This window comes from Pseudomonas oryzihabitans NBRC 102199 (genome assembly GCF_000730625.1).
Classification (GTDB): Bacteria; Pseudomonadota; Gammaproteobacteria; order Pseudomonadales; family Pseudomonadaceae; genus Chryseomonas; species Chryseomonas oryzihabitans.
The window spans coordinates 1-20202 of record NZ_BBIT01000022.1; the positions used below are offsets into that span (position 1 = coordinate 1).

General features: G+C 66.7%; 27 protein-coding genes. 26 read left to right on the top strand and 1 reads right to left on the bottom strand.

The genetic code is table 11. The annotated features are described in order from the left end of the window. Window positions 1-82 precede the first annotated feature (82 nt). From pocA to POR01S_RS21045, 12 genes are all read left to right on the top strand, one after another. Window positions 83-718, top strand: a complete 636-nt coding sequence (gene pocA, locus POR01S_RS20990) for a flagellar polar localization protein PocA (RefSeq protein WP_007162403.1) — start codon at window positions 83-85, stop codon at window positions 716-718. After that, entirely contained in the window at window positions 715-1155 is a 441-nt protein-coding gene (gene pocB / locus POR01S_RS20995; protein ID WP_042138165.1) for a flagellar polar localization protein PocB, read from the top strand. Before pocA ends, pocB begins: the two co-directional genes overlap by 4 nt. Continuing rightward, entirely contained in the window at window positions 1152-2159 is a 1008-nt protein-coding gene (gene lpxK, locus POR01S_RS21000; RefSeq protein ID WP_042138166.1) for a tetraacyldisaccharide 4'-kinase, read from the top strand. Before pocB ends, lpxK begins: the two co-directional genes overlap by 4 nt. A 14-nt stretch (window positions 2160-2173) precedes the next feature. Beyond that, window positions 2174-2359, top strand: a complete 186-nt coding sequence (locus POR01S_RS21005) for a Trm112 family protein (protein ID WP_007162406.1) — start codon at window positions 2174-2176, stop codon at window positions 2357-2359. Continuing rightward, window positions 2356-3120 carry a 3-deoxy-manno-octulosonate cytidylyltransferase gene (kdsB, locus tag POR01S_RS21010; protein ID WP_042138168.1) on the top strand — a complete coding sequence of 255 codons (765 nt, stop codon included), beginning with the start codon at window positions 2356-2358 and terminating at the stop codon, window positions 3118-3120. The genes POR01S_RS21005 and kdsB overlap by 4 nt, the downstream gene beginning before the upstream one ends. Before the next feature lie 6 nt (window positions 3121-3126). Then, a complete protein-coding gene (locus POR01S_RS21015) occupies window positions 3127-3594 on the top strand; it encodes a low molecular weight protein-tyrosine-phosphatase (RefSeq protein WP_169853395.1) in 468 nt (155 codons plus the stop codon). Beyond that, window positions 3584-4606, top strand: coding sequence for a UDP-N-acetylmuramate dehydrogenase (murB, locus tag POR01S_RS21020; protein WP_042138173.1), 1023 nt, complete (start codon window positions 3584-3586; stop codon window positions 4604-4606). Before POR01S_RS21015 ends, murB begins: the two co-directional genes overlap by 11 nt. Beyond that, a complete protein-coding gene (petA, locus tag POR01S_RS21025) occupies window positions 4603-5178 on the top strand; it encodes a ubiquinol-cytochrome c reductase iron-sulfur subunit (RefSeq protein ID WP_042138175.1) in 576 nt (191 codons plus the stop codon). Before murB ends, petA begins: the two co-directional genes overlap by 4 nt. Then, on the top strand, window positions 5175-6368 hold the full coding sequence (locus POR01S_RS21030; protein WP_042138177.1) for a cytochrome b: 1194 nt from the start codon (window positions 5175-5177) through the stop codon (window positions 6366-6368). The genes petA and POR01S_RS21030 overlap by 4 nt, the downstream gene beginning before the upstream one ends. Continuing rightward, complete coding sequence (locus POR01S_RS21035; RefSeq protein WP_042138179.1) at window positions 6365-7027, top strand: cytochrome c1; 663 nt, start codon at window positions 6365-6367, stop codon at window positions 7025-7027. Before POR01S_RS21030 ends, POR01S_RS21035 begins: the two co-directional genes overlap by 4 nt. Window positions 7028-7099: 72 nt before the next feature. Further along, window positions 7100-7714: a glutathione S-transferase N-terminal domain-containing protein gene (locus POR01S_RS21040; RefSeq protein WP_027598348.1), complete on the top strand. Its 615-nt coding sequence runs from the start codon at window positions 7100-7102 to the stop codon at window positions 7712-7714. Between the two features lie 11 nt (window positions 7715-7725). Beyond that, on the top strand, window positions 7726-8130 hold the full coding sequence (locus POR01S_RS21045; protein WP_007162414.1) for a ClpXP protease specificity-enhancing factor: 405 nt from the start codon (window positions 7726-7728) through the stop codon (window positions 8128-8130). 94 nt (window positions 8131-8224) lie between these two features. Here the strand turns inward: POR01S_RS21045 and suhB are convergent, their stop codons facing one another. Then, window positions 8225-9040: a type III secretion system regulator SuhB gene (gene suhB / locus POR01S_RS21050; protein WP_027598347.1), complete on the bottom strand. Its 816-nt coding sequence runs from the start codon at window positions 9038-9040 to the stop codon at window positions 8225-8227. 140 nt (window positions 9041-9180) lie between these two features. On the opposite strand from suhB, the gene trmJ reads away from it, so the two are divergent. The 14 genes from trmJ (at window position 9181) to ispG (ending at window position 20190) form a co-directional block, all read left to right on the top strand. Then, window positions 9181-9969 (top strand): tRNA (cytosine(32)/uridine(32)-2'-O)-methyltransferase TrmJ, encoded by a 789-nt coding sequence (gene trmJ / locus POR01S_RS21055; protein WP_042138184.1) that lies wholly within the window; start codon window positions 9181-9183, stop codon window positions 9967-9969. Window positions 9970-10053: 84 nt separating this feature from the next. Further along, complete coding sequence (gene iscR, locus POR01S_RS21060; protein WP_027598345.1) at window positions 10054-10551, top strand: Fe-S cluster assembly transcriptional regulator IscR; 498 nt, start codon at window positions 10054-10056, stop codon at window positions 10549-10551. A gap of 31 nt (window positions 10552-10582) precedes the next feature. After that, a complete protein-coding gene (locus POR01S_RS21065) occupies window positions 10583-11797 on the top strand; it encodes an IscS subfamily cysteine desulfurase (RefSeq protein ID WP_042138185.1) in 1215 nt (404 codons plus the stop codon). A 29-nt stretch (window positions 11798-11826) separates the two neighbouring features. Beyond that, window positions 11827-12213, top strand: a complete 387-nt coding sequence (gene iscU, locus POR01S_RS21070; protein ID WP_007162419.1) for a Fe-S cluster assembly scaffold IscU — start codon at window positions 11827-11829, stop codon at window positions 12211-12213. A 9-nt stretch (window positions 12214-12222) separates the two neighbouring features. Beyond that, window positions 12223-12546, top strand: a complete 324-nt coding sequence (iscA, locus tag POR01S_RS21075) for an iron-sulfur cluster assembly protein IscA (RefSeq protein WP_007162420.1) — start codon at window positions 12223-12225, stop codon at window positions 12544-12546. Between the two features lie 8 nt (window positions 12547-12554). Further along, entirely contained in the window at window positions 12555-13076 is a 522-nt protein-coding gene (gene hscB / locus POR01S_RS21080) for a co-chaperone HscB (protein WP_027598344.1), read from the top strand. Window positions 13077-13121: 45 nt separating this feature from the next. Further along, complete coding sequence (gene hscA / locus POR01S_RS21085; RefSeq protein WP_027601479.1) at window positions 13122-14981, top strand: Fe-S protein assembly chaperone HscA; 1860 nt, start codon at window positions 13122-13124, stop codon at window positions 14979-14981. A gap of 7 nt (window positions 14982-14988) precedes the next feature. Next, entirely contained in the window at window positions 14989-15327 is a 339-nt protein-coding gene (gene fdx / locus POR01S_RS21090; RefSeq protein ID WP_007162423.1) for an ISC system 2Fe-2S type ferredoxin, read from the top strand. Between the two features lie 11 nt (window positions 15328-15338). Continuing rightward, window positions 15339-15539 carry a Fe-S cluster assembly protein IscX gene (iscX, locus tag POR01S_RS21095; RefSeq protein ID WP_007162424.1) on the top strand — a complete coding sequence of 67 codons (201 nt, stop codon included), beginning with the start codon at window positions 15339-15341 and terminating at the stop codon, window positions 15537-15539. A 91-nt stretch (window positions 15540-15630) separates the two neighbouring features. Further along, entirely contained in the window at window positions 15631-16062 is a 432-nt protein-coding gene (ndk, locus tag POR01S_RS21100; RefSeq protein WP_042138188.1) for a nucleoside-diphosphate kinase, read from the top strand. Window positions 16063-16155: 93 nt separating this feature from the next. Then, complete coding sequence (gene rlmN, locus POR01S_RS21105) at window positions 16156-17295, top strand: dual-specificity RNA methyltransferase RlmN (protein ID WP_042138190.1); 1140 nt, start codon at window positions 16156-16158, stop codon at window positions 17293-17295. Window positions 17296-17305: 10 nt separating this feature from the next. After that, complete coding sequence (gene pilW / locus POR01S_RS21110) at window positions 17306-18076, top strand: type IV pilus biogenesis/stability protein PilW (RefSeq protein ID WP_007162427.1); 771 nt, start codon at window positions 17306-17308, stop codon at window positions 18074-18076. Further along, window positions 18073-19050, top strand: coding sequence for a RodZ domain-containing protein (locus POR01S_RS21115; RefSeq protein WP_042138191.1), 978 nt, complete (start codon window positions 18073-18075; stop codon window positions 19048-19050). Before pilW ends, POR01S_RS21115 begins: the two co-directional genes overlap by 4 nt. 27 nt (window positions 19051-19077) lie before the next feature. Further along, on the top strand, window positions 19078-20190 hold the full coding sequence (ispG, locus tag POR01S_RS21120) for a flavodoxin-dependent (E)-4-hydroxy-3-methylbut-2-enyl-diphosphate synthase (protein WP_007162429.1): 1113 nt from the start codon (window positions 19078-19080) through the stop codon (window positions 20188-20190). Window positions 20191-20202 lie beyond the last annotated feature (12 nt).

The window sequence follows — 20202 nt, forward strand, 5'->3', positions numbered from 1 at the left end:
GTCTCTAGCTCGCGAGCCCTTGAACAGGCTCTCCGGCGTTCGTGCTAGAGTGGCCGCATTTTGCGGCAGGGGTAACGGTCTCGTGTTCGAAATGGTCAAAGCGGGCGGCTGGATGATGCTGCCGATCATTCTCAGTTCCATCCTGGCCACGGCCATCATCGCCGAGCGGCTGTGGACCCTCAGGCGCAGCCGGGTCGCACCGCCGACGCTGCTCGCTCAGGTCTGGCGCTGGATCCAGGACAAGCAGCTCAATGCCGAGCGGCTGCGCGAATTGCGCGCCGGATCGCCCCTGGGCGACATTCTCGCCGCGGGCCTGGCCAATTCCCGCCATGGCCGCGACATCATGAAGGAAGCCATCGAGGAAGCCGGTAGCCGCGTGGTGCACGACCTCGAGCGCTACCTCAACACCCTCGGCAGCATCGCCGCCCTGGCGCCCCTGATGGGTCTGCTGGGTACGGTGTTCGGCATGATCGACATCTTCAGCGCCTTCATGAACGACGGCATGGCCAATGCGCCCATCCTCGCCGGTGGCATCTCCAAGGCCCTGGTCACCACCGCCACCGGCCTGCTGGTGGCGATTCCCGCGGTGTTCTTCCATCGCTACCTGCTGCGCCGGGTCGATGAGCTGGTGGTGGGCATGGAGCAGGAAGCGGTCAAGCTGGTGGACATCCTTCACGGCGATCGCGAGGTGGACGTCCGCGAAGGAGCCCCGGCGTGAAATTCCGTCGCCGCGCCGGGGGCGCCGCTCGCGAAGAGATCTATATCAACCTGGCGTCCTTCATCGACGTCATCTTCGTCCTGCTGCTGTTCTTCGTGGTGACCGCCACCTTCAGCAAGCCCAGCCAGCTGAAGATCGAACTGCCCGAGGCCGATAGCGCCGCTGCGGCCGCCAATCAGGGCAAGATCCTGGAAATCAGCATCACCGCCGAAGGCCAGATGGCGCTCAACGGCCAGACCCTGGCGCGCAACGACCTGACCGGCCTGACCACCGCGCTGCAGCGGGAATCCGGCGGCGACAACAGCCTGCCGCTGGTGATCACCGCCGATGGCCGCGCCACCCACCAGGCGGTGGTCATGGCCATGGACGCCGCCGGCAAGCTGGGTTTCAGCCAGTTGCGCATCACCACCCTCGAGGCCCAGGCGAAACGGCCGTGAGCCTGGGCGAGCGCCTGGTCCGCGCCTGGTACCAGGGGCATCCGGCCCTGGGCCTGCTGGCGCCGCTTGAAGCCCTCTATCGCCGGGTCGCCCGGCGCAAGCGCCAGCGTTTCCTGGCGGGGCAGGGCAGCATCCATCGCGCGCCGGTACCGGTCATCGTGGTGGGCAATCTCACCGTGGGCGGTACCGGCAAGACGCCCATGATCCTCTGGCTGATCGGCCACCTGCGCGCCCGTGGGCTCAAGGTCGGGGTGGTCAGCCGCGGCTATGGCGCCACGCCGCCGAGTCTGCCCTGGCGGGTGCGGGCCAGCGACACCGCCGCCGTCGCCGGCGACGAGCCGCTGCTGATCGTGCAGCGCACCGGGGTGGCGCTGGTGACGGATCCCGACCGCGGTCGCGCCGTCGAACGCCTGCTCGCCGAAGAATCGCTCGACGTCATCCTCAGCGACGACGGCCTGCAGCACTATCGCCTGGCCCGCGACCTGGAGCTGGTGATGGTCGATGCGGCGCGCGGCTTCGGCAACGGTCGCTGCCTGCCGGCCGGCCCCCTGCGCGAACCCCTGGAGCGCCTGGCCGAGGTGGACGCCGTGATCCACAACGGCGCCGCGGTCGATCCGGCCGACGGCTTCGGCTTGACCCTGCAGCCCAGTGCCCTGGTCAATCTGCGCAGCGGCGAGACGCGACCGCTGGATTTCTTTCCGCCGGGGCAGCGCCTGCACGCCCTGGCCGGCATCGGCAACCCCGGGCGTTTCTTCGCCACCCTCGAAGGACTACACTGGCAGCCGTTGCCCCATGCCTTCGCCGATCACGCCACCTACAGCGCCGCGGACCTGACCTTCACCCCCGCGCTGCCGCTGGTGATGACCGAGAAGGACGCGGTCAAGTGCCGGTCCTTCGCCGCCGCCGACTGGTGGTACCTGGCGGTGGACGCCCAGCCCTCGGCCGCCTTCGTCGCCTGGCTGGACGGGCGTCTCGACCGACTCCTGCCCGAACACTCTCACTGACGGAACCTCTGCCCATGGATCTCAAGCTGCTGGACATCCTTGCCTGCCCCCTGACCAAGAGCCCGCTGATCTTGAGCGACGACAAGACCGAGCTCATCAGCAAGGCCGCCGGCCTGGCCTTCCCGATTCGCGACGGCATCCCGGTGATGCTGGAAAGCGAGGCGCGCATCATCACCACGGACGAGCGTCTGGATAAATGAGCGCCGCCTTCACCGTCGTCATTCCGTCGCGAATGGCCAGCACCCGGCTGCCCAACAAGCCGCTGCTCGACATCGCCGGCAAGCCGATGATCCAGCACGTCTGGGAGCAGGCCCGCCGCAGCGGCGCCGAGCAGGTGGTGGTGGCGACCGACCACGACGACATCCTGCGTGCCTGCGAAGGCTTTGGCGCCAGGGTCCTGCTGACCCGCGCCGACCATGCCTCGGGCACCGATCGCCTGGCCGAGGTGGCCGAGCTGCTCGGCCTGGCCAGCGACGCCCTGGTGGTCAACGTCCAGGGCGACGAGCCGCTGATTCCGCCGGCGGTGATCGACCAGGTGGCGGCCAACCTCGCCGCCCATCCCGAAGCCGGGGTAGCCACCCTGGCTGAGCCGATCAGTGACGTCGATAGCCTGTTCAATCCCAATGTGGTCAAGGTGAGCACCGACGTGAACGGCCTGGCACTGACCTTCAGCCGGGCACCGCTGCCCTGGGCGCGCAACGCCTTCGCCAGCGATCGCGCGCAGCTGCCCCAGGGCTTTCCCTATCGTCGCCACATCGGCATCTACGCCTACCGCGCCGGCTTCCTTGCCGATTTCGTCAGCTGGGGCCCCTGCGCCCTGGAAGAGACCGAAGCCCTGGAGCAATTGCGCGCTCTCTGGCACGGCGTGCGCATCCATGTCGCCGATGCCCTGGAAGCGCCCCAGGCCGGCGTGGATACCCTGGAAGATCTCGAACGCGTCCGTCGCCTGCTGGGAGCCTAGATGACCCTGCGCATCCTGTTCGTCTGCATGGGCAACATCTGCCGCTCGCCCACCGCCGAAGGCATCCTCAGGGCCAAGCTGGACGCCGCCGGCCTTGCCGAGGCTGTGGACCTGGACTCGGCCGGCACCGGCGACTGGCATGTCGGCAAGGCACCGGATTCCCGGGCCATCCAGGCCGCGGCCGGTCGCGGCTATGACATCGCCGACCTGCGCGCGCGCCAGGTCGCTGAGGACGATTTCCAGCGCTTCGACCTGATCCTGGCCATGGACCAGGACAACCTCGCCTGGCTGGAACAGTTGCGTCCGGACGAGGGCGCCGTGCCCGAGCTCTTCCTGGCGCGCCAGGGCCTGGCGGTGGACGAGGTGCCCGATCCCTATTACGGCGGTACAGCTGGCTTCGAGCGGGTCCTCGACCTGCTGGAAAGCGCCTGCGATGGCCTGGTCGCCGAGGTGGCTGCCCGTCATGGTCGCTGAGCTGCAACAGCTGGTTCCGCTGCAGGGCCTCAATACCTTCGGTCTGGTGGCAGAAGCCGATCGCTATCTGGAAGCCGCCAGTGACGCCGAGGTCCGCGCGGCCCTGGCGCTGGCCCGACAGCTGGGCGTGCCCCTGCGGGTGCTGGGCGGTGGCAGCAACCTGGTCCTGCCCGAACGGGTCGAGGGCCTGGTGCTGCGGCTGACCTCGCGCGGTATCCGTCTGCTGGCGGAGGAGGGCGATGCCCTGCTGGTGGAAGCCGAAGCCGGCGAGCCCTGGCACCCCTTCGTCATGGCCACCCTGGCCAACGGCTGGTACGGCCTGGAAAATCTCAGCCTGATCCCGGGCACCGTGGGCGCCTCGCCGATCCAGAACATCGGCGCCTATGGCGTCGAATTGAAGGACAGATGTGCGGGCGTCACGGCGCTCGATCGCCACAGCGGCGAACTCCATGACCTCAGTCCGGCCGATTGCGCCTTCGCCTACCGCGAGAGTCGCTTCAAGGCCGAGGCCGGACGCTGGATCGTGCTGCGGGTGCGCTTCCATCTCAGTCGGCGCCCGCAGCTGGTGCTGGACTACGGTCCGGTGCGCCAGGCCCTGACCGAGGCGGGCGTCACGCAGCCGACCCCCGAGGCCGTCAGCGCGGCCATCTGCAGCATCCGCCAGAGCAAACTGCCCGACCCGGCGGTGCTGGGCAATGCCGGCAGCTTCTTCAAGAATCCGGTGGTGACCGCTGCCGAAGCCGCCGCGCTGCAGGGCCGCTATCCAGGTCTGCCGACCTATCCGCAGGCCGATGGCAGCGTCAAGCTGGCCGCCGGCTGGCTGATCGACCAGGCCGGCTGGCGCGGTCATCGCGATGGCGCCGTGGGGGTGCATGCCGCCCAGGCGCTGGTGCTGGTCAACTTCGGCGGCGCCCGCAGTCGCGACGTCCTGGCCCTGGCCGAGCGCATCCGCGCCTCGGTGCGCGAGCGCTTCGGCGTGACGCTGGAGATGGAGCCGGGAAGCCTGACGTGACCGACGACGCCCCCGATGCCCAACGCCGCCGCCTGTTGATCGCCACCACCTCCGCCGTCGGCGGCCTGGGGCTGGTGGCGGGTAGCGTGCCCTTCGTCTGCGCCCTGCGGCCCAGTCGTTCGGCGGAGGTGGCGGCGGCGCCGGTCGAGGTGGATCTCAAAACGCTGCGCGAAGGCGAGCAACTCACGGTGCAGTGGCGCGGCCAGCCGGTCTGCGTGCTGCGCCGCAGCGCGGCCGACCAGGCCCGGCTGTTGGCCGACCAGGCCGGCCTCGCCGACCCGGATTCCCGGGAATCCAGCCAGCCACCCTATGTGGATCCACGGCTGAGATCACGGCGGCCGGACATCTTCGTGGTCACCGCTATCTGCACCCACCTCGGCTGCATTCCGTCCCTGGACACGGCGGCCGCGACGAACAAGGGCTATCTCTGTCCCTGCCATGGCTCCCATTTCGATCTCGCTGGGCGGGTCTATCGCGACCAGCCGGCACCCCTGAATCTGGCCGTGCCTCCCTATCACTTCAAAGGCGAGAGCCTGCTGGTGATCGGCAGCGACGGGGAGGGCGCGGCATGAGGGACAGGGAGCCCGGCTGGCTGGAGCGACGGCTGCCGATCGGCGCCTTCTGGCGCCGGCACCTCGGCGACTACCGGGTGCCGCGCAATCTCAACGTCTTCTATCTGTTCGGCTCGCTGCTGCTCTTCATCCTGGCGCTGCAGGTGCTGACCGGACTCTGGCTGCTGTTCGGCTATGAGCCCACCGTGAAGGGTGCCTTCGCCTCGGTCCAGCTGTTCATGCGCGAGGTGCCCTTCGGCTGGCTGATCCGCTATCTGCACGCGGTGGGCGCCTCGGCGCTGTTCGTCTGCCTCTATCTGCACATGCTGCGCGGCCTGCTCTATGGCTCCTATCGCGCGCCACGGGAGCTGGTCTGGAGCTTCGGCGTGCTGCTCTATCTGCTGCTGCTGGCCCAGGCTTTCTTCGGCTATCTGCTGCCCTGGGGACAACTTTCCTACTGGGGCGCCCAGGTGTCCCTCAGTGCCGTCGAGGCCGTACCCCTGATCGGCCCGACCCTGGCCGACCTGCTGCGCGGCGGGATAGTGCTGTCCGATGCCAGCCTGCGCCGCTTCCAGGCCCTGCACGTGGTCGGGCTGCCACTGCTGATCCTTGCGCTGGTGAGCCTGCACGTCGTCGCCCTGCGCCAGACCGGCTCGAACAATCCCGAGGGTGACGAGCGCGATGTCAGCGGTGCCGCCGGGGTGCCTTTCCATCCCTATCTGACGCTCAAGGACCTCTGCGGCCTGGCGGTCTTCCTGCTGGTGTTTCTCGCCGTGGTGCTGCTGGCGCCGGACCTGGGCGGTCTGGTGCTGGAGCCGGCCAACCAGCAGCCGGCCGATCCGCTGGTGACCCCCGCGCACATCGCGCCGCCCTGGTACCTGGCCCCCTTCTATGCGCTGCTGCGCGCGGTGCCGAGCAAGGCCGGCGGTCTCGGCCTGGCGGCTCTGGCCATCGCCCTGCTGTTCGTCTTGCCCTGGCTGGATCGCAGTCCGGTCCGCTCGGTCCGCCGCAAGGCCTGGCCGGCGCGACTGGGGCTGTACCTGGCCTGCCTGGCCTTTGTCGCCCTGGGCGTGCTGGGCGTGGTCGCCCTGACCGATGGGCGCCTGCTGCTGGCGCGTCTGGCGGCGGGTGTCTATTTCATCGGCCTGCTGGGCATGCCCTGGTACAGCAGTCTGGGTCGTCCGCGTACGCCAGCGGAGTCCCGGTCATGAGTCGCGTTCTGCTGCTGCTCCTGCTGCTGTGCAGTGGTCTGGCCATGGGCACCGAAGGCGATCCCCGGGCCGGTGCCATCAGCTTCGGCCGCTATTGCCTGGCCTGCCATGGCCAGGAGTACCAGCGCTTCGACCGGGTCGCCGCCGATCTTCACCTCGACCTCGCCAGCTGGGCGCCCGGGCGCACCCCCAGCGCGCCCATGCTCGGGCTGCTCAAGCCCGAGGACGCCCGGCGTGCCTTTGGCAGCGTGCCGCCGGATCTCACCCTGATCGCCGCGGTGCGCGGCGAGGCCTGGCTGCGCGCCTTTCTGCAGGAATTCTATGTGGCGCCCGGGCGGCCGCTCGGGGTCGACAACCTCAGGGCACCCGGCACGCGCATGCCCGACGTCCTGGCCGCCCTGCGCGGCCGCCAGGTGCGCGACTGCAGCGCGGGACGTTGCGTGCTGCGCCTGGAACCCGGCAGCGGCGCCCAGACGCCCGAGCAGTTCGCGCGCACCGTCGACGATCTGGTCGCCTACCTCGCTTATTCCGCCGCGCCCGAGCGCAGCCTGGCCTGGCGCCTCGCGCCCTGGGTGCTGGGCTATCTGCTGCTGTTCGCCGTCCTGGCCTTCTGGCTCAAGCGCGAATTCTGGCGGCGATTGCCCGACAGTGAGCGATGAGACTAGGTGGCGGGCGGCAAGGTGCGAGATAATCCCTTCTTTGCAGCTTCGCCCCCAACGGGGGAGGGACCCATGGGCGCCATAACCCGCCTGACCTGTTTCCATGATCCCGAGGATCACTACAGCCACCGGATCCGTCTGATCCTGGCGGAAAAGAACGTCGAGTGCGAGCTGATCGCCGTACGCCGGGGCGAGTGTCCACGGCAGCTGGCCGAGCACAATCCCTATGGCACCGTGCCGACGCTGATGGATCGCGACTTGGTGCTCTATGGCACCGAGGTACTCATGGAGTACCTCGAGGAACGCTATCCGCATCCGCCGCTGCTCCCCGCCTATCCGGTCACCCGTGGCCAGTCGCGACTGCTGATGCACCGCATCGGCCGTGACTGGTGCAGCCTGGTGGACGCCATCCTGCAGGCCGCGCCGGGCGCCGACCTCGCCACTGCACGCAAGGAATTGCGGGAGAGCCTGACCGGCGTGGCGCCGATCTTCGCGGAAAAACCCTTTTTCCTGAGCGACGACTTTTCCCTGGTGGACTGTTGCCTGCTCCCCCTCCTGTGGCGCCTGCCGCGCCTGGGCGTCGAATTGCCCCGGGCCGCCAAGCCGCTGCAGGACTACATGGATCGCATGTTCGCGCGCGACAGTTTCCGATCCAGTCTTTCGGTCACCGAGCGTGAGATGCGCTAGAGGAGAACCCCATGAATTCCAGTCGCCCCTACCTGGTCCGCGCGCTCTACGAGTGGATCGTGGACAACGACTGCACGCCCCATCTGCTGGTCAATGCCGACTACGCCGAGGTGCGCGTGCCGCCGGGCTATGCCAACGACGGCCAGATCGTGCTGAACGCCTCGCCCAGTGCCGTGCGCGACCTGCACATGGACAACGAGGCGGTGAGCTTCAATGGCCGCTTCGGCGGCGTGGCCTACAACCTCTACGTCCCGATCGGCGCCATCCTGGCCATCTACGCCCGGGAGAACGGCCAGGGCATGGTCTTCGACAGCGAGCCCAGCCCGCCGGATGACCAGGGTCCGGACACTGGCGGCAGCAAGCCCGAGGCGCCCAAGCCGGCACCGGCGCGGCCGAGTCTGAAAGTGGTCAAGTGATCCCCGCCGGCCTGCTGCGAAGTCTCTTTGCGGCACGCAAGAAAAAGCCCCTGTCGGCATGGCCGGCAGGGGCTTTTTCGTAAGCCAGGCGGACTCAGCGCTTGAGCGAGGCCGGCAGGTGCGGCTGGATCTGGGTCAGCAGGCCGCGGAAGCACTTGGGGTTGCCGGCGACGATGTGGCCCTTCTCGAGGAAGTCGTGGCCGCCGTTGAAGTCACCGATCAGGCCACCGGCTTCCTGCACCAGCAGGGCGCCTGCGGCCATGTCCCACTCCGACAGACCCATTTCCCAGAAGGCGTCGAAACGACCGGCGGCGACATAGGCCAGGTCCAGGGCGGCGGAGCCGGCGCGGCGGATGCCGGCGGTCTGACCGATCAGGCTGCGGAACATGCCCAGGTAGTTGTCCAGGTGATCGACGTCATTGGCACGGAAGGGGAAGCCGGTACCCAGCAGGGCACCTTCCAGGCTGCGCCGGTTGGTGACGCGGATGCGGCGACCGTTCAGGGCGGCACCGCGGCCACGGCTGGCGGTGAATTCTTCCTGACGCACCGGATCCAGGACCACGGCGTGCTCCAGGCGGCCCTTGTACTTGCAGGCGATGCTCACCGAGAAGTGCGGGACGCCACGGAGGAAGTTGGTGGTGCCGTCCAGCGGGTCGACGATCCAGACGTAGTCGGCGCCTTCGCCTTCGCCCGCCAGGTAGCCGGATTCCTCACCGTAGAAACCATGGGTGGGGTAGGCCTTGCGCAGGGTGGCGAGGATGGTCTGCTCGGCGGCCCGGTCGACTTCGGAGACGAAGTCGTTGGCGCCTTTTTCGTCGACGGCGATCACGTCCAGGCGCTCAATCGAACGGAAAATCAGTTCACCGGCGCTGCGGGCCGCGCGCAGTGCGATGTTCAGCATGGGCTGCATGGATAAATCACCTGGGTTGTATAAGGAAAGCCGGCAATGATAGCAGACTTCGCGGCACTGGAAGGGGTATTCGTGGCAAGCGGGCGCGTGTGGGCGTAGTATACGGCGCCGATTTCCCGCGTCCGCTCGAGGATAGCCACGTGCTGAACAACATCCGCGTCGTTCTGGTCAATACCAGCCATCCCGGCAACATCGGCGGTGCCGCCCGGGCAATGAAGAACATGGGCCTGTCGCGCCTCTATCTGGTCGATCCCGAGGACTTTCCCAGCGGCGAGGCCAATGCCCGCGCCTCCGGGGCCAACGACGTGCTCGACGCCGCCATCGTCGTCGACACCCTGGAAGAGGCCCTGGCCGGCTGCAGTCTGGTGCTGGGCACCAGCGCCCGCGATCGCCGCATCCCCTGGCCGCTGCTGGATCCGCGCGAATGCGCCACCACCTCCCTGGCCCAGGTGGAGCAGGGTGGCGAGGTAGCCCTGGTGTTCGGTCGCGAATACGCCGGCCTCACCAACGAGGAGCTGCAGCGCTGCCACTACCATGTGCACATCCCCTCGGACCCGGCCTTCGGCTCGCTCAACCTCGCCGCAGCGGTCCAGGTGCTGGTGTACGAGGTGCGCATGGCCTGGCTCGCGGCGCAGAACCAGCCGACCAAGATGAACAAGGTCGAGGCCACCGCCATGCTCAACACCCAGCCGGTGACGGTGGAGGAGCTGGAGCTCTATTACGAGCACCTGGAGCAGACCCTGGTGGAGATCGGCTTCCTCGATCCGGCCAAGCCGCGTCACCTGATGAGTCGCCTCCGCCGCCTCTATGGCCGGGCCGGCATCAGCAAGCTGGAGATGAACATCCTGCGCGGCATTCTCACCGAAACCCAGAAGGCCGCCCGGGGCGAATCTCATCCGCGGACTATCCCCCCGATAGATAATGCCTGAGTGATTTGGTCGGTTTTAAAGTTGACCTTTTTTGTCGGGAATCCGATAATCGGGGTCATCCGATGCAACCCGCTCGAGTTCGTCATGAGACTGACCACCAAAGGCCGCTATGCCGTAACCGCCATGCTCGACCTGGCGCTGCATGCCCAGCGGGGCCCGGTGTCGCTGGCCGACATTTCCGAGCGGCAGGGTATTTCGCTGTCCTATCTGGAGCAGCTGTTTGCCCGGCTGCGCCGCGGCTCGCTGGTCAACAGCGTACGCGGTCCCGGCGGCGGCTATCAGCTGGCGCGCGACATGGGCGGTATCCATGTCGCCCAGGTGATCGATGCCGTCAACGAATCCGTGGATGCCACCCGCTGCCAGGGCAGCGGGGGGTGTCACCAGGGTGATACCTGCCTGACCCACCACCTCTGGTGCGACCTGAGCGATCAGATCCACACCTTCCTCAGTGGCATCACCCTGGCCGACTTGGTCGCCCGCAACGAGATCCAGCAGGTTGCCAAGCGTCAGGACACCAAGGTCTGTGCCAGCAAGCAATCGCCTTTAGCGGTCGAAAAAATCGAAGCGTCCACCATCGACTGAGCAGAGACGCCCGTCTGATTAGGAGTAACCGATGAAATTGCCGATCTACCTAGACTATTCCGCCACCACGCCCGTCGATCCGCGCGTCGCTCAGAAGATGAGCGAGTGCCTGCTGGTGGACGGCAACTTTGGCAACCCTGCATCGCGCTCCCACCTGTTCGGCTGGAAGGCCGAGGAAGCCGTGGAAAACGCCCGTCGCCAGGTGGCCGAACTGGTCAACGCCGACCCGCGCGAGATCGTCTGGACCTCCGGTGCCACCGAGTCCGACAACCTGGCCATCAAGGGCGCCGCGCACTTCTACCAGAACAAGGGCAAGCACCTGATCACCTCCAAGATCGAGCACAAGGCGGTGCTGGACACCACCCGCCAGCTCGAGCGCGAAGGCTTCGAGGTCACCTACCTCGAGCCGGGCGAAGACGGCCTGATCACCCCCGAGATGGTCGAGGCGGCCCTGCGTGACGACACCACCCTGGTGTCCATCATGCACGTCAACAACGAGATCGGTACCGTCAACGACATCGCCGCCATCGGCGAGCTGACCCGTTCCCGTGGCGTGCTCTTCCACGTCGATGCCGCCCAGTCCACCGGCAAGGTCGAGATCGATCTGGAAAAGCTCAAGGTCGACATGATGTCCTTCTCGGCGCACAAGACCTACGGTCCCAAGGGCATCGGCGCTCTCTACGTCCGCCGCAAGCCGCGCGTGCGTATCGAGGCCCAGACCCATGGTGGCGGTCATGAGCGTGGCATGCGTTCGGGTACCCTGGCGACCCACCAGATCGTCGGCATGGGCGAAGCCTTCCGCATCGCCAAGGAAGAGATGGTCCAGGAAAATGCCCGCATCAAGGCCCTGAGCGAGCGCTTCTACCGGCAGTTCGAAGGCCTGGAAGAGGTCTACCTGAACGGCAGCCTGATCCACCGTGTGCCGCACAACCTGAACCTGAGCTTCAACTACGTCGAAGGCGAGTCGCTGATCATGGCGCTCAAGGACCTGGCGGTCTCGTCCGGTTCGGCCTGTACCTCGGCCTCCCTGGAGCCGTCCTACGTCCTGCGCGCCCTGGGCCGCAACGACGAGCTGGCGCACAGCTCCATCCGCTTCACCTTCGGTCGCTTCACCACCGAAGAAGACGTCGACTATGCCGCGAGCAAGGTCACCGAAGCCGTCAACAAGTTGCGTGAATTGTCTCCGCTGTGGGACATGTTCAAAGAAGGCGTAGACCTGAGTCAGGTCGAGTGGCAAGCCCACTGACCCACCCCCTGATGAGTGAGGATTGAACCATGGCATACAGTGAAAAGGTCATCGACCACTACGAAAATCCGCGCAACGTCGGCAAGTTCGACGCGGCTGATCCGGATGTCGGCACCGGCATGGTCGGCGCTCCCGCGTGCGGCGACGTGATGCGCCTGCAGATCAAGGTCAACGAGCAGGGCATCATCGAAGATGCCAAGTTCAAGACCTACGGCTGCGGCTCCGCCATCGCCTCCAGCTCCCTGGCCACCGAGTGGATGAAGGGCAAGAGCATCGAGGAAGCGGCGTCGATCAAGAACAGCATGATCGCCGAAGAACTGGCCCTGCCGCCGGTGAAGATCCACTGCTCGGTACTCGCCGAAGACGCCATCAAGGCGGCGGTCAGCGACTACAAGCAGAAGAAAGGCCTGCTCTGAGGAGGAACCATGGCGATCAGCATGACCGAGTCCGCCGCCCGCCACGTGCAGCGTTCCCTCGACGGACGCGGCAAGGGTGAGGGCATCCGCCTGGGCGTTCGTACCACGGGCTGCTCGGGACTGGCCTACGTACTCGAGTTCGTCGATGAATTCGCGGCCGAGGACCAGGTGTTCGAAAGCCATGGCGTCAAGGTCATCATCGACCCCAAGAGCCTGGTCTACCTGGACGGCACCGAGCTGGATTTCGTGCGTGAAGGCCTCAACGAGGGCTTCAAGTTCAACAATCCCAACGTGCGTGGCGAGTGTGGCTGCGGCGAAAGCTTCAACATCTGAGGCCCGCCATGGGTAAGCCCTGTCACTTCGCCCTGTTCGAGATCAGGCCCGCCTTCGAGATCGATCAGGCGGGTCTGGCCTCGCGCTATCGCGATCTGGCCCGCACGGTCCATCCGGATCGCTTCGCCGATGCGCCGGAGCGCGAACGGCGCCAGGCGCTGGAGCGGTCGGCCGAGCTCAACGAGGCCTATCACGTGTTGCGCGCTCCGTCGCGCCGCGCGCGCTATCTGCTGGAGCTCGAAGGGCACGAGATGCCGCTCGAGGCGACCATCCAGGACACCGACTTCCTCATGCAGCAATTGCAGTGGCGCGAGGAGTTGGAAGACCTGCAGGACGCCGGCGACAGCGCGGGCATTCCCGCCTTCCGCCAGCGCCTCAAGGATGCGCAGCGTGACATCGAGCAGGCCTTCGCCGCGATCTGGCAGGATCCCGCCCAGCGCGAGTCTGCCGAGCGCTTGGTCCGTCGCATGCAGTTTCTCGACAAGCTGGCCAGCGAGATCCGCCAGCTCGAAGAGCGTCTGGACGATTAATCACAGGTGTCGCTCCGGCACCGACAACCATAAGCCGACTAGCCAATGGCTCTATTGCAGATAGCCGAACCCGGAATGGCGCCCAAGCCGCACCAGCGCAAGCTGGCGGTGGGCATCGATCTGGGCACCACCAATTCCCTCGTGGCCGCCGTCCGCAGTGGCGTGGCCGAGACCCTGCCCGATCTGCAGGGCGAGGTGATCCTGCCGTCCGCCGTGCGCTACGCCGCCGCTGGCGTGGAGGTGGGGGCTGGCGCCAAGGCCGCTGCCGCCCAGGACCCCTTCAATACCATTCTTTCCGTCAAGCGCCTCATGGGGCGTGGCATCGCCGACGTCAAGCAGCTGGGCGAGCAGTTGCCCTATCGCTTCGTCGCCGGTGAATCGGAAATGCCCTTCATCGATACCGCTGCCGGGCGCAAGAGTCCGGTAGAGGTCTCCGCCGACATCCTGCGGGTGCTGCGCGAGCGCGCCGAAGCCACCCTGGGTGGCGAGCTGGTCGGCGCCGTCATCACCGTGCCGGCCTACTTCGACGATGCCCAGCGCCAGGCGACCAAGGACGCGGCCCGCTTCGCCGGCCTGAATGTCCTGCGCCTGCTCAACGAACCCACCGCGGCGGCCGTGGCCTATGGCCTGGACCGGGGCGAGGAGGGCGTGGTCGCCATCTACGACCTGGGTGGCGGCACCTTCGACATCTCCATCCTGCGCCTGACCCGCGGCGTCTTCGAAGTCATGGCCACCGGTGGCGACAGCGCCCTGGGCGGTGACGACTTCGATCACGCCATCGCCGGCTGGATCGTCCAGCAGGCCGGGTTGTCCAGCGATCTGGATCCGGGCACCCAGCGCCGCCTGCTGCAGAGCGCCTGCGCCGCCAAGGAAGCCCTGTCGGCCGCCGAGCGCGTCGAGGTCAGCCACGGCGACTGGTCGGGCGTGCTGGACCGCAGCACCTTCCAGGCACTCATCGCACCCCTGGTCGCGCGCAGCCTCAAGGCCTGTCGCCGCGCCCTGCGCGATGCGGACGTGGAGCCGGCGGATATCCGCGCCGTGGTCATGGTAGGCGGTTCCACCCGCGTGCCATATGTCCGTGAGGCCGTGGGCGAGCTGTTCGACTGCACCCCGCTCACCGACATCGATCCGGATCGCGTGGTCGCCATCGGTGCCGCCCTGCAGGCCGATTCCCTGGCCGGCAATCGTGCCGGCGAAGAATTGCTGCTGCTGGACGTCATCCCGCTGTCCCTGGGACTCGAGACCATGGGCGGCCTGATGGAAAAGATCATTCCGCGCAACACCACCATCCCGGTGGCGCGGGGTCAGGATTTCACCACCTATCGCGACGGCCAGACCGCCATGCTGGTGCATGTGCTGCAGGGCGAGCGCGAGCTGGTAAAGGACGCCCGCTCCCTGGCGCGCTTCGAGCTGCGTGGCTTCCCGCCCATGGTCGCCGGGGCTGCCAAGATCCGCGTCACCTTCCAGGTCGATGCCGACGGCCTGCTCGGTGTCAGCGCCCGCGAGCTGTCCAGTGGCGTGGAGGCCAGCGTCCAGGTCAAGCCGTCCTATGGCCTGACCGATGGCGAGATCGCCAACATGCTGCAGGATTCCTTCCGCCATGCCGGAGACGACATGCAGGCCCGCGCGCTGCGCGAGCAGCAGGTCGAGGCCCGGCGGCTGATCGAGGCGGTCACCGCCGCGCTGGCCGCCGATGGCGAGCGCCTGCTGGACGCCGAGGAGCGTCAGGTGATCGAGCTGGAAATCGGCCGGCTGGCCGAGCTGCTGGATGCCACCGACCTCCAGGCGCTCGAAGACCAGACCAAGCGTCTTTCTCACGTAACCGATGCCTTCGCCGCCCGGCGGATGAACGCCTCGGTCAAGGCGGCCCTGGCGGGTCGTCGTCTCAACGATATCGAGGAGTAGTTCCATCATGCCGCAGATCACCCTGCTGCCCCACGCCGAGCACTGCCCCGAGGGCGCGGTCTTCGAAGCCAGCGAAGGCGAAACCATCATCGCCGCGGCCCTGCGCAACGGCATCGACATCGAGCACGCCTGCGAGATGTCCTGTGCCTGCACCACCTGCCACGTGGTCATCCAGGAGGGCTTCGACTCCCTCGAGCCTTCCGATGAACTCGAGGACGACATGCTGGACAAGGCCTGGGGCCTGGAGATGCGTTCGCGCCTGTCCTGCCAGGCGGTAGTTGGCAGCGAAGACCTGGTGGTGGAGATTCCGCGCTACACCATCAACCAGGTTTCCGAAGGTCACTGAGGACAGCTGTCATGGCACTGAAATGGACCGATGTGCTGGATATCGCCATCGAACTCAACGACGCCCATCCCGACGTGGATCCGCGCTACGTGAATTTCCTCAAGCTGCGCAACTGGGTCGTGGAGCTGCCGGAGTTCGACGACGATCCCCAGCGGGGTGGCGAGAAGGTGCTGGAGGCCATCCAGGCCGCCTGGATCGAAGAGTCCGCCTGACGCATCGCCCGTACCGCGCTACGCTTTTCACCGGGACCCGCGTATAATCCGCGGGTTTCGTTTTTGCTCTATTCCCACATTCGGAGTTCACATGTCTGTTCAACGTACCCTGTCGATCATCAAGCCCGATGCCGTATCCAAGAATGTCGTCGGTGAGATCGTCACCCGCTTCGAGAAGGCTGGCCTGCGCGTCGTCGCTGCCAAGATGGTCCAGCTGTCCGAGCGCGAAGCCGGTGGCTTCTACGCCGAACACAAAGAGCGTCCCTTCTTCAAGGACCTGGTCTCCTTCATGACCTCCGGTCCGGTCGTGGTCCAGGTGCTGGAAGGCGACAACGCCATCGCCAAGAACCGTGAGCTGATGGGCGCCACCGATCCCAAGAAGGCCGACGCCGGTACCATCCGTGCCGACTTCGCCGTCTCCATCGACGAGAACGCCGTCCACGGTTCGGACTCCGAAGCGTCCGCCGCTCGCGAGATCTCCTACTTCTTCGCAGCCACCGAAGTCTGCAAGCGCATCCGCTGAGGATGAGCGCTGGCCAGGGAAGCGGCCAGCCCGCCTTCCTGGCACCGCCCGCGCCCTGCGTGGGCTTCAAACAGATTTCGTCGAGGTGATCCCATGACCACAGCCACCGATAAGGTCAATCTGCTGGGCCTGACCCAGCCGCAACTCGAGTCGTTCTTCGAGTCCATCGGGGAGAAGCGCTTTCGCGCCGGCCAGGTCATGAAGTGGATCCATCACTTCGGCATCGATGATTTCGACGCCATGAGCAACCTGGGCAAGGCGCTCAAGGAAAAGCTCAAGGCCGCCGCGGAGATCCGTGGCCCCGAGGTCGTCAGCGAGGACATCTCCCGCGACGGCACCCGCAAGTGGGTGATCCGCGTCGCCTCCGGCAGCTGCGTCGAGACCGTTTACATTCCGCAGAACGGCCGCGGCACCCTGTGCGTGTCGTCCCAGGCCGGTTGCGCGCTGGACTGCAGCTTCTGCTCCACCGGCAAGCAGGGCTTCAACAGCAACCTCACCGCCGCCGAGGTGATCGGCCAGGTGTGGATCGCCAACAAGTCCTTTGGCAGCGTGCCCGCCAAGATCGACCGCGCCATCACCAACGTGGTGATGATGGGCATGGGCGAGCCCCTGCTGAACTTCGACAACGTCGTTGCCGCCATGCGCATCATGATGGACGACCTCGGCTACGGCATCTCCAAGCGCAAGGTGACCCTGTCCACCTCGGGCGTGGTGCCGATGATCGAAGAGCTGGCCAAGCAGATCGACGTCTCCCTGGCGCTGTCGCTGCACGCGCCCAACGACGAGCTGCGCAACGAGCTGGTGCCGATCAACCGCAAGTATCCCCTGGCCATGCTGCTCGACGCCTGCCAGAGATACATCGGCCAACTGGGCGAGAAACGCGTCCTGACCATCGAGTACACCCTGCTTAAGGACGTCAACGATCTGCCCGAGCACGCCCTGCAGATGATCGAGCTGCTGCGCAACGTGCCCTGCAAGATCAACCTGATTCCCTTCAATCCCTTCCCGCACTCCGGGTACGAGCGGCCGAGCAAGAACGCCACCCGCCGTTTCCAGGAGCTGCTGCAGCAGGCCGGTTTCAACGTCACGGTGCGCACCACCCGCGGTGACGACATCGACGCCGCCTGCGGCCAGCTGGTGGGCCAGGTCATGGACCGCACCCGCCGCAGCCAGCGCTATATCGCCGTTCGCCAGCTCGACGGTGCCGAAACCGTAACGCCGCTCCAGGGCTGAGGGCGCGACCATGGCGATCACGCGCTTTGCGGCTGTCGCGCTCGCCCTGGTGGTCGGCGGCCTCGCCGGCTGCGTGACCGAGGGCGACCGCAATCCCATGGATACCCGCCAGGGGCGGATGCAGGCCCGTGATGCCTACATCCAGCTCGGCCTCGGCTATGTCCAGCAGGGCAACACCGAACAGGCCAAGGTGCCGCTGAAGAAGGCGCTGGAGCTGGATTCGTCCAGCGCCGACGCCCATGCCGCCCTCGGGCTGGTGTTCCAGGCCCAGGGCGAGACCGACCTGGCCGATCAGGAATACCGCCTGGCCCTGCGCGAGCGGCCCCGCGATGCCCGCATCCTCAACAACTATGGCAGCTTCCTCTATGAGCAGGGGCGCTACAAGGATGCCTACGAACGTTTCACCCAGGCCGCCGAAGACAGTCTCTACCCCGAGCGCGCCCGGGTGTTCGAGAATCTCGGCCTGACCGCCCTGCGACTCAATCAGGTCGACTTGGGCAAGGAAAATCTGGAAAAATCCCTGCGGCTGGATCGCAATCAGCCCAGGGCCCTGTTCGAATTGGCTCAACTGGCCTACCAGACGCGCGACTATGTGCCGTCCCGGAGCTATTACCAGGCCTTCAGCCAGCTCAGTCCCCAGGATGCCCGCAGCCTGTTGCTCGGGATCCGCCTCGCCGAGGTGTTCAATGATCGCAACACCGCCGCGAGCTATGCCCTGCAGCTGAAGCGCCTCTACCCGAACTCACCTGAATATCGTCAACTTCAGTCGGAGCAGAAATGACCGCAGTGCAATCCGAAGCGGTACACGCCGGACGGGGCAATCCCGGTGAGATCTTGCGTCAGAAGCGCCTGTCGCTTGGCTGGAGCCAGGCCCAGGTCGCCCAGAATCTCAATCTCAGCGAGCGCATCATCGAGCAGCTCGAGTCCGGCAACTATCAGCAGATGCCGGGGCACACCTTTGCCCGTGGCTATACCAAGGCCTACGGCAAGCTGCTCGGCCTGGACCAGGTCGAACTGGTGCGGACCTTCGACGGCTACACCGGCACCGATGCCAAGGGCAGCACCGTGCACAGCCTGGGGCGTCTCGACGAGCCGGTGCGGTTGTCGCGCAATGTCCTGAGATTCGTCAGTTTCATCCTGGTGGTGCTGATCATCGCCATGGGCCTGTTCTGGTGGCAGGAGCGCAGTCGCCAGGCCTCCAGCGCCAGTGCCGTGAGCATGGAGCATGTCGAGGTCGAGGGCGCCGACGGCAAGACCGAGATCCATCCCATCGACGAGCCGGAAGAACAGCCCCCGGTCACCGCCCAGCAGCCGGCCGCCACCCTGCCGTCCCCGGTGGGCACGCCGACGCCGGATGCCAATACCGTCGCCGCCATGACCGCCCCGACCGCTGCGCCCACCCCGGCCCCGGTAACGGGTTCGACCTCGCCAGCGCCCACGGCACCCGCCGCCGCGACCCCGGCCGCGCCGGCCAGCGCCCCTGCCGCGGCGCCCGTCGCCGGCAGCGACAGCCTGAACATCCGCTTCACTGCCAATTGCTGGACGCAGGTCAGCGACGGTAGCGGCAAGATCCTCTTCAGCGGCGTGAAGAAAGGCGGCGAGAGCCTCGAATACGCCTCGATCAAGGCGCCGGTGAACATCCGTCTCGGCTTTGCCCGCGGTGCCCAGATCTCCTACAACGGCCAGGTCGTCGACCTCGCGCCTTACACCAAGGGCGAGACCGCCCGCATCAAACTCGGTCAGGCCGGACAATGACGTCCGGCGACCCCATGGGAAACCAGCATGCATAGCGAATCGCCCATCAAACGTCGGTTGTCCCGCAAGATCTGGGTCGGCTCGGTGCCGGTCGGCGGCGATGCCCCCATCGCCGTGCAGAGCATGACCAACACCGAAACCTGCGACGTCGACGCCACCGTGGCGCAGATCCAGCGCCTGCAGGACGCCGGTGCCGACATCGTGCGCGTCTCGGTGCCCGACATGGACGCCGCCGAAGCCTTCGGTCGCATCAAGCAGCGGGTCAGCCTGCCGCTGGTGGCCGACATCCACTTCGACTACAAGATCGCCCTGCGCGTGGCCGAACTGGGCGTGGACTGCCTGCGCATCAACCCCGGCAACATCGGTCGCGAAGACCGGGTCCGGGCGGTGGTCGACGCGGCCCGCGAGCGCGGCATTCCGATCCGCATCGGCGTCAACGCCGGTTCGCTGGAAAAGGACCTGCAGAAGAAATACGGCGAGCCCACCCCGGAAGCCCTGGTGGAATCGGCCATGCGCCACGTCGACCACCTGGAGAAGCTGGACTATCCGGACTTCAAGGTCAGCGTGAAGGCCAGCGACGTCTTCATGGCCGTGGCCGCCTACCGCCAGTTGGCCACCCGCATCGAGCAGCCGCTGCACCTGGGCATCACCGAAGCCGGTGGCCTGCGTTCGGGTACGGTGAAGTCCGCCGTGGGCCTGGGCATGTTGCTGGCCGAAGGCATCGGCGACACCATCCGCATCTCGCTCGCGGCCGATCCGGTCGAGGAGATCAAGGTCGGTTTCGACATCTTGAAATCCCTGCGCCTGCGTTCGCGCGGCATCAACTTCATCGCCTGCCCGAGCTGCTCGCGGCAGAACTTCGATGTGGTCAAGACCATGAACGAGCTGGAAGGGCGCCTGGAGGACCTGCTGGTGCCCCTGGACGTCGCGGTGATCGGCTGCGTGGTCAACGGCCCCGGCGAAGCCAAGGAGGCCCATGTTGGCCTGACCGGGGGTACGCCCAACAACCTGGTGTACATCGACGGCAAGCCCGCCTCCAAGCTGAACAACGACAATCTGGTGGACGAGCTGGAAGGGCTCATCCGCCGCAAGGCGGCCGAAAAGGCCGAAGCGGATGCCGCGCTCATCGCGCGCAGCTGAAAGATCAAGGAA

Bases quoted from the DNA above. Each gene is read 5' to 3' on its own strand.
- POR01S_RS21005 (WP_007162406.1), top strand. From the start codon at position 2,174: ATGGATCTCAAGCTGCTGGACATCCTTGCCTGCCCCCTGACCAAGAGC.
- kdsB (WP_042138168.1), top strand. From the start codon at position 2,356: ATGAGCGCCGCCTTCACCGTCGTCATTCCGTCGCGAATGGCCAGCACC.
- murB (WP_042138173.1), top strand. From the start codon at position 3,584: ATGGTCGCTGAGCTGCAACAGCTGGTTCCGCTGCAGGGCCTCAATACC.
- POR01S_RS21030 (WP_042138177.1), top strand. From the start codon at position 5,175: ATGAGGGACAGGGAGCCCGGCTGGCTGGAGCGACGGCTGCCGATCGGC.
- POR01S_RS21035 (WP_042138179.1), top strand. From the start codon at position 6,365: ATGAGTCGCGTTCTGCTGCTGCTCCTGCTGCTGTGCAGTGGTCTGGCC.
- POR01S_RS21040 (WP_027598348.1), top strand. From the start codon at position 7,100: ATGGGCGCCATAACCCGCCTGACCTGTTTCCATGATCCCGAGGATCAC.
- POR01S_RS21045 (WP_007162414.1), top strand. From the start codon at position 7,726: ATGAATTCCAGTCGCCCCTACCTGGTCCGCGCGCTCTACGAGTGGATC.
- suhB (WP_027598347.1), bottom strand. From the start codon at position 9,040: ATGCAGCCCATGCTGAACATCGCACTGCGCGCGGCCCGCAGCGCCGGT.
- iscR (WP_027598345.1), top strand. From the start codon at position 10,054: ATGAGACTGACCACCAAAGGCCGCTATGCCGTAACCGCCATGCTCGAC.
- POR01S_RS21065 (WP_042138185.1), top strand. From the start codon at position 10,583: ATGAAATTGCCGATCTACCTAGACTATTCCGCCACCACGCCCGTCGAT.
- iscU (WP_007162419.1), top strand. From the start codon at position 11,827: ATGGCATACAGTGAAAAGGTCATCGACCACTACGAAAATCCGCGCAAC.
- iscA (WP_007162420.1), top strand. From the start codon at position 12,223: ATGGCGATCAGCATGACCGAGTCCGCCGCCCGCCACGTGCAGCGTTCC.
- hscB (WP_027598344.1), top strand. From the start codon at position 12,555: ATGGGTAAGCCCTGTCACTTCGCCCTGTTCGAGATCAGGCCCGCCTTC.
- hscA (WP_027601479.1), top strand. From the start codon at position 13,122: ATGGCTCTATTGCAGATAGCCGAACCCGGAATGGCGCCCAAGCCGCAC.
- fdx (WP_007162423.1), top strand. From the start codon at position 14,989: ATGCCGCAGATCACCCTGCTGCCCCACGCCGAGCACTGCCCCGAGGGC.
- iscX (WP_007162424.1), top strand. From the start codon at position 15,339: ATGGCACTGAAATGGACCGATGTGCTGGATATCGCCATCGAACTCAAC.
- ndk (WP_042138188.1), top strand. From the start codon at position 15,631: ATGTCTGTTCAACGTACCCTGTCGATCATCAAGCCCGATGCCGTATCC.
- rlmN (WP_042138190.1), top strand. From the start codon at position 16,156: ATGACCACAGCCACCGATAAGGTCAATCTGCTGGGCCTGACCCAGCCG.
- pilW (WP_007162427.1), top strand. From the start codon at position 17,306: ATGGCGATCACGCGCTTTGCGGCTGTCGCGCTCGCCCTGGTGGTCGGC.
- POR01S_RS21115 (WP_042138191.1), top strand. From the start codon at position 18,073: ATGACCGCAGTGCAATCCGAAGCGGTACACGCCGGACGGGGCAATCCC.
- ispG (WP_007162429.1), top strand. From the start codon at position 19,078: ATGCATAGCGAATCGCCCATCAAACGTCGGTTGTCCCGCAAGATCTGG.